The organism is Streptomyces sp., assembly GCF_031181555.1.
Taxonomy (GTDB): Bacteria; Actinomycetota; Actinomycetes; order Streptomycetales; family Streptomycetaceae; genus Streptomyces; species Streptomyces fimbriatus.
In genome coordinates this window covers 7,216-14,807 of the sequence record NZ_JAPSKQ010000020.1, presented here as the reverse complement: position 1 = coordinate 14,807, position 7,592 = coordinate 7,216, and the positions used below count along the sequence as shown (strand labels likewise).

Genomic DNA, 7,592 nt, shown 5'->3' with positions numbered 1-7,592 from the left:
GGCCGGGGCCAGGTGGTCCCGGGACCCGGCCGCCGCCGTCACCTGCTCGTGAGCAGCGACTCCAGGGCCTTCGCCGTCTCCGGGTGCCGGGCCGTCAGCGCGGCGCCCGAGGAGGGGCCGGCCGCCACCCACGCGCCGTCGCAGCCCAGCAGGTCGGCCACCGCGTCGCACGTCGCCGGGTGCGCGGCCAGCAGCCCCACGCCCGACGGGGCCGGGGCGGCGTCGGACCGCGTCCACCCCTCCGTACAGCCCAGCAGTCCCGCCACCGCGTCGCACGTCGCCGGATGGGCCGGAAGCAGCGCGGCGCCCCGGGGGCCCCGGCTCCCGGACTCCGCCCGCCGGCCGGCGAACGGGTCCGCCCGCGGTGCCCGCCACGGCGGTACCCACGCGTCCAGCGCCGCCAGCCGGCCCGGGAAGATCCGCCCCGCCTCGCGGATCAGCAGCGGGGCCAGGTCCGCCGCGCCGGAGCGCAGGGTGGTGATCAGGAGCGGGAGCCACGGCAGCAGCACCGCGTCCGGCAGCCGGCCGAACGCGTTCGACACCGCCTCCACCACCACGTCCGCCAGCCCGGGCACGGGCTCCAGCGCGTGCACGAAGCCACTGAGGTAGCGCGGATAGGCGGGCACCACCAGCGGGTTGTCCAGCAACTCGTCGCACCGGGCCCGCAGCTCGGCCCGGGACAGGGTGCCGAGCTGCACCTGCGCCGCCCACAGCAGCGCCGTCTTCGACGGGTCGTCGGGGTGCGACTGGGCGACCGCGAGCTCCAACTGGGTCCGGTCGCAGCCCAGCGACAGCGCGAGGCTCTCCATGCTGAACAGGAAGCCGAGCATCGCGGCGACCTGCCCCACCGTCGCGTCCTCGTCCCGGAACGCCGTCGGCAGCAGGGTGCAGTAGTGGGCGTAACCGGTCTTGGCGAAGGACTCGATCCACGGCGGCAGCACCGGCTCGCTGGTGCGGTAGTACGCCAGCAGACCGCGCACCCGGCGCAGCACCTCCGGCGCGCCGTCGACGCTGCGCTCGGCGGCGAGCACCTTCAGCGCATGCGTGCCGAGCTCGTCGGCGAGGCGGCGGCTGCCCAGGTACAGGGTCGCGTCCTCGACCGCCGCCAGCACGGTCGCCGTCGTCGCCCGCGGCCCGTACGCCTCGCGCCGCAGCCGCTGCTCCAGGACCTGTTCGAGGCTGACGCCCTCGTAGCCCAGCTCGATCAGGGCCCGCTGGTGGGTGCCGAGCGCCAGGTCCCACGACTCCTGGATCGACCGCTCACCGAGCCGCCGCTCGCCCATGACCGGCCGTGCCGCGCCGTGCGGCAGCAGGCGCCGCAGCATCCACAGGACGTCGGAGCACGCCCGCAGCTCCGGCCGGGAGGCCATGTCCAGCAGGGCACGCTGCACGCCGCGCTGCTGGAGCTTCAGCTCCAGCGGTGCGAGCCGGTCGTACACGTCGCGTGCGAGCGGCGGCAGCGCCTCGTAGCCCACCTGGCCGATCCGGTCGCCGCCCATCATGATCTCGACGAGGCGGCGCACGTCCCGCCGCCCGGGCACGCGGTCCTTCTCGATGCAGGTGACCGCCGCGTCCTGGAAGTCGTACGGCGTCGGCTTGGCCCGGTCCCGCATCCCGGCGAGCAGGATCGACGTCTCGAAGACCGCGATGGCGTCGGCGGTGGAGGCCAGATAGCCGTTGCGCCGGGCCGCGCGCACGATGTCCACCGACCAGCCGAGCAGTTCGGCCTCGTCCAGACCGTCGAGGACGGGTGGCCGGCGCAGGAAGCCGGAGAGCCGGTCCGCGGCCGGCGGCTCCTGCGCGGGGACCGCCACCTGCCTGCCCCGGGGCTTCTTCGCCGTGGACTTCTTCGCCCCCGCCTGTCCCGCCAGCCGGTACGGCTGCACACGCGTGCGCCTGAGCGCCTTCGCCCACTCCGTCGAGGCGATCGACACCGAGCCCGAGGCGAGACCGAACTGCGCCTCGATCGCCGCGTGGCTGGACGGGATCAGCCCGTACTGCCAGGTGGTGGCGGTGCGCGGGGAGATCGTGAACGTGCCGGTGCTGCCGTGCACGCCGAACTCCTCCACGCGGCTGGCCGCGTGGAACGCGCCGCAGACGTACAGGCAGTCCTCCGGATCGGTGCCGGTCGCCGCCAGGTGCTCGCGCATCCGGGTCCACATGTACCGCTCACGGTCCTCGTCCACCCGGACCCGGGTGCCGTCGCCGGGGGCGAGCCGCCGGAACAGGCTGCCGATGAGGAACATGACCTGGCGGTAGGTGTCGTGGTCGCTGTCGCCGAGCGGCACCTCGACGTACTGGTGCCACCACTCCGACCAGTGCCGCACCTTGCCGTGGCGCAGCAGATGCTCCTCCAGCTCGGCGAAGCGCGGCCGCAGGTCGCCGATCTCGACGCCGACGGCCTCACCGTGCAGCGCGGCCTCCGCCTCGGGCGCTTCGGACGGAGACGTGCCGGGGCCGCTCCCGCCGTCCTCCGCCGCGGGCTCCGGCGTCCGCCCGCCCCGGCTGTCCCACTGGAAGACGTGGTCCGACGACCGGTCGACCAGGACCAGTTCGACGCCCGGGGTGTCGAGCGCGTACGCGATGGCCTGGTACTCGGCGGACGCCTCGGTGATCGGCGCGACGACCGACAGCGGTGCCCACTCGGCGGGGAAGCCCTCGACGTCCCCGGCGAACGCCTGCACCGCCACCGGCAGCCGGCAGTTGCGCAGCTCGGTCAGGAGCGGCGCCATGTCCTCGCACAGCTCCAGATAGACGACCTCGGGCTGCTTCTCGCGCAGCCGGCGGGCCATGGCGAGCGCCGAGGCGGGGGAGTGGTGGCAGACGGGGAAGATCTCCAGCGGCTCGCGCACCGCGCGGTCGACGTCGTCGACCATGCCGAGGAGGATGCTCTCCAGGGCGTCGGGCCCGCCCGCGAACGCGGCCGCCGCCTCCTGCAGTTGCCCGCGCAGCGCGGTGAACGTGCTCGCCGCGGATCCGCTCGTCGTGTTCGTCCCGGTCATGTCGGTCATGCCGCTCATGACAGGGTGGCGATCGCGTCGCGGCCGCCCTCGAGGAACTCGGGCCAGGAGCCGCCCTCCTCCTTGCTGCGCGGCTCGACGACGCCGTGCAGGTACTTGTTGAGGATGGCCAGGTCCTCGGGCTCGCGGCGGGTGAGGGAGCCGACGAGCGAGGAGGCGAGAGTACGGGCGGTGAGGGTGCGCTCGCCGAAGAAGTTGCTGTGCAGGACGGCGTCCTCCAGCACGCCGATCTGCTCGGCCGTCGACAGCGCGGACTCCAGCTTCTCGTCGTCGCTGCCGGCCGCCGCGGCGGACGCGCGCAGGTCGGCGAAGCTCTGCAGCAGCACGTCGAGCAGGGTCGGCGGCACGTCCAGGTCGATGGAGTGCCGGCGCAGCAGTTCCTCGGTGCGGAAGCGGACGATCTCCGCCTCGCTCTTCTTGTTCGTCACCACCGGGATGCGGACGAAGTTGAAGCGGCGCTTGAGCGCGGAGGACAGGTCGTTGACCCCCCGGTCACGGCTGTTGGCCGTGGCGATGATCGAGAAGCCGGGCTTGGCGAAGACGATGTTGTCGCTGTCGCCGCCGCTCTCCAGTTCGGGAACGGAGATGTACTTCTCGGAGAGGATGGAGATCAGGGCGTCCTGGACGTCGCTCGTGGAGCGGGTCAGCTCCTCGAAACGGCCGATGGCGCCGGTCTCCATCGCGGTCATGATCGGCGAGGGGATCATCGACTCCCGCGACTGGCCCTTGGCGATGACCATGGACACGTTCCAGGAGTACTTGATGTGGTCCTCGGTGGTGCCGGCCGTGCCCTGCACCACCAGCGTGGAGTTGCGGCAGATCGCGGCGGACAGCAGCTCGGCCAGCCAGCTCTTGCCCGTGCCGGGGTCACCGATGAGCAGCAGACCGCGGTCGGAGGCGAGCGTGACGATCGAGCGCTCCACGAAGCTGCGGTCGCCGAACCACTTCTGCGAGATCTCCCGGTCCAGGCCGTCGGAGCGCTCGGAGCCGCAGATGAACAGGCGGACCATCTTCGGGGACAGGCGCCACGAGAACGGCTTGGGGTTGTCGTCGATCGACTCCAGCCAGTCGAGCTCCTCGGCGTACTTGATCTCGGCGGGGGCACGCAGCAGGTCGGACATGAGGGGAAAGCCTTTCCGTACGGTGATCACAAGGGGACGCGCGTCGAGAGGGGACGTGCGGGGAGAGGTGTGTCCGGTGATCAGGTGAGAAACGTCTTGAGTTCGTGCACGAGCTTCTTGATGTGGCCGGAGATCACCGGCGTACCGAGGTCCTTGAACTTCTCCCGGAACCACGGGTTGACGCTGCCGCGGCCGGAGCTGGTCACCGAACCCACCGGGATGAACTTCGCCCCCGAGCGGTGGATGGCGGCCATGCTCTCGAACAGCTCGTGGGTCCGCCATTCGTAGAAGTCGGAGATCCACACCACGACGGTGTTGCGCGGCTCGGCGATCTTCGGCTGGGCGAGCGCCATGGCGACGGTGCCGTCGGTGCCGCCGCCGAGCTTGGTGCGCAGCAGCGTCTCGAACGGGTCGTGCGCCCAGGGCGTGAGGTCCAGCGCCTGTGTGTCGTAGGCGATCAGATGGACGTCCACCTTCGGCAGACCGGCGAAGATCGACGCCAGGATGGTGCAGTTGACCATCGAGTCGACCATGGAACCCGACTGGTCCACGACCACGATCAGCCGCTGGGGCGTCGTCTTGCGGCTGGTGTGCCGGTAGTAGAGGCGGTCGACGTAGAGCCGTTCCTCCTCCGGGCTCCAGTTGGTGAGGTTCTTCCAAATGGTGCGGTCGATGTCGAGGTTGCGGAAGACGCGCTTGGGCGGGACGGACCGGTCGAGTTCGCCGACCGTGGCCTTCTCCACCTGGGTGCGCAGCACTTCGGTGACCTCGTCGACGTAACGGCGGATCAGCGCCTTGGCGTTGGCCAGGGCCACGCCGGAGAGGTTGTTCTTGTCGCGCAGCAGCTGCTCGATCAGGGACATGCTCGGCGTCAGCCGGGAGGCCAGCCGCGGATCGGCCAGTACCTCGCGCAGGTGCATGCGCTTGACAAGACCGGCCTCGATGGAGCCGAGTTCCGGTCCGATCCCGGGGATGAGCCGGCCGAGGTCGGGCGCGGGTCCGCCGACACCGGTACCGGTCGGGCTGACGCCTCCGCCGGCCCCCGTGCGGTGGGCGCCACCGCGTCCGCCGCGCAGTTCGCCGGGCCGGCAGCCCAGCGCCCGCTCCAGCCAGCCCGCGTCGGACTGCCAGCGGGCCAGCTGTTCGGCGGTGACGGTGCCGGGGAGGGAGGCGAAGACGTTCAGCAGCACCTTCGACGCGAGCGCCGCGCGCCGCACCTCGGCGGCCCGGTCGCGTGTACCGTCCTCGTCCGGCTCGGGGGTCATCAGCCCGTCGAACTCGGCGGCCAGCTCCGGGTGCCGCTGCACGACGGAGTCGACGGACGCCCCCGGGTCCAGCAGCGCCGGCGGCAGGCCGATGTCCTCGACCACGGCGAGACTCGCCGATTCCAGGGTGGCCTGCTCCTCGGGGTCGAAGAGGCGGGCCAGCAGGCGCCAGTAGAGGACCTGCCGCCGGTTGTCGTACGGGTCGGGCGCGACGTCCTGTCCGGGGGTGGGCTCGGTCATTTCCGCAGCAGCTTTCCGGCACGCTCGCGCAGCACCTTGACGGCGTCGATGGCCGCCTTCTCGGCCCGCACCCCGGCCTTGTCGGTCGTGCCCCCGGCCCAGGCCCCGGCGTGGACGGCGACGGCCTTCTTCCGCACCGTCCGCTCCACGGCGAGCGGCTGGAGCAGGAACTCCCCGGCGTCCCACCGCAGCAGCCCCAGGCACGCCCCCGACGAGGCGACGGCCTCCGGGGTGAGCGGGCCGGCGGCCGGCACCCGGTCGGTGTCGACGGCGAGACGCTGCCCGGCGACCTGGAAGGCGACCGTGCCGCCGTCCTCTTCCGCGGTTTCCACGGCGTACCCCTCGAGCAGGACGGGCACCGCGATCCGGGCCGGATGCCGGTCCAGGGGCGAGGTCGCGAAGGCGGCAGCGGCCGGCAGCGCCACCCGGGCCGTGGTGAACACCTCGGCGGGCCCGCCGGTACGGGCACGGGCGTCGTCCCACACCAGGTCGCCCTCGGCGGTGAGGGGCATGGCGTCGAGCTCCACGGCGCGGCCCTCGCTCACGGCGGCCAGCAGGGACATGCGCGGCCGGAGCAGCTGCCACAGCCCCGCCCCGACGACCGTGTCGGGCTTCGGCGCGGACACCGAGGCCCGCACGAGCCGGGGCGTACCGCCGTCCGCGGGCTCGAACACCGCGTGCACCTGGGCCTGTACGGCGGTGGCGTGCTCCTGGACGTCGACACCGAGCGGCAGCAGACGACCGCTCACCTCGGCGACGGCAGGGGCGGGGGCCGCACCGGGAAGCGTCAGCAGCAGGGCGCGCGACCACAGGTCGGCCCACCGGCGCACGGGAACACGCTCCAGGGTCGCCCCGGGGCAGGAGGCGGCGAGTTCGGCGGCGAAGCCGTCGAGCAGCGTGGCCGGGCGGCGCAGCGCCGGGTCGGGCAGCATCGCGGACACGACGGGCGCGGCCCCGCCGACGAGTTCGTGGTCGATGCCCCGCCAGCCGGCCCGCGCGAGATCGCACAGCCAACTGCGGGCGGCGGCGTGCAGATTCGCCGCGTGCTCCTCGCCGCCGGCCGGTGCGGTGCCGCTCTCCTCGGCCCGGGGCCGGTCGACGGCCTCCTCGATCCGGGCGGTCAACGCGTCGTGCACAGAGCCGAGCAGGGCGGTGCGGGCGGCGGCGAGCGCGACGAAGTGGTCCTCACCGGCGGCCCCCGCGGCCGCCTTCTCGGCCGCCTCGGCGACCCGCGAGGCCAGCGGCGACCCGGCGACGGCGTCGGCGAGCCCGGCCAAGGCGCCGGCCTGGCCGGGCTGCGGACGGAGCAGACCACCGACGAGGGCCTCGTCGAAGCCGTCGACGGCCGCGAGGGCCTCGTCGAGCCCGGCGATGTCGTCGGTCAGCAGATCGGCACGCATCAGGCCACCGCCCTCGTCGCCGGGAACCACTGCATCTCGGGCAGCGGAGCGGTGGTCGGGGCCAGTTCGAGATAGGCCAGGTGCCGCAGGAACCGGCTGAACACCTGCGCCGCGGCCGAGCTGTCACCCTGCGCGGGACGCGTGGCGGTCATGGCCACGGTGATGGAGTGCGCGTCCGGCTCCCCGGCGGCGACCTCGACCTTCAGGTACCGGGCCACGCGCTCGGCGCCGTACTGCAGCACGGCCTCACCGACGAGGGCACGTATGTGGTTGCAGAACATCCCGCGCGCCCCACCGCAGGGACGGTTGTTGTTGGTGCTGCACGCGAACGCGTACGTCCCCGCCTCCACCGACGACACGTACACGCGCCCGATGTCCGACCCACTGGACACCACGCCCTGCAGGCGCCCGTCGGCCAGCTCCACGAACGGCACCTTGGCGAGCTTCCGCGGCCGCGCGGACGGCACCACCCGTGCCGTGCTCGACTTCTCCCGGACCGACAACGCACCATCTCCCATGCATGCGAAAGGGGACGTTCACGCCACC

5 protein-coding genes are annotated in these 7,592 nt (G+C 73.0%); all 5 read right to left on the bottom strand.

All coding sequences use genetic code 11. The features are described from left to right. Window positions 1-38: 38 nt before the first annotated feature. Window positions 39-3,020 (bottom strand): hypothetical protein, encoded by a 2,982-nt coding sequence (locus RIM90_RS06965; protein ID WP_375165407.1) that lies wholly within the window; start codon window positions 3,018-3,020, stop codon window positions 39-41. Next, entirely contained in the window at window positions 3,017-4,141 is a 1,125-nt protein-coding gene (locus RIM90_RS06960) for an AAA family ATPase (RefSeq protein ID WP_309059688.1), read from the bottom strand. Before RIM90_RS06960 ends, RIM90_RS06965 begins: the two co-directional genes overlap by 4 nt. Window positions 4,142-4,221: 80 nt before the next feature. Beyond that, complete coding sequence (locus tag RIM90_RS06955) at window positions 4,222-5,646, bottom strand: VWA domain-containing protein (RefSeq protein WP_309059687.1); 1,425 nt, start codon at window positions 5,644-5,646, stop codon at window positions 4,222-4,224. Further along, window positions 5,643-7,046 (bottom strand): hypothetical protein, encoded by a 1,404-nt coding sequence (locus RIM90_RS06950; protein WP_309059686.1) that lies wholly within the window; start codon window positions 7,044-7,046, stop codon window positions 5,643-5,645. The genes RIM90_RS06955 and RIM90_RS06950 overlap by 4 nt, the downstream gene beginning before the upstream one ends. Further along, window positions 7,046-7,564: a hypothetical protein gene (locus RIM90_RS06945; RefSeq protein WP_309059685.1), complete on the bottom strand. Its 519-nt coding sequence runs from the start codon at window positions 7,562-7,564 to the stop codon at window positions 7,046-7,048. The genes RIM90_RS06950 and RIM90_RS06945 overlap by 1 nt, the downstream gene beginning before the upstream one ends. Window positions 7,565-7,592: the final 28 nt, after the last annotated feature.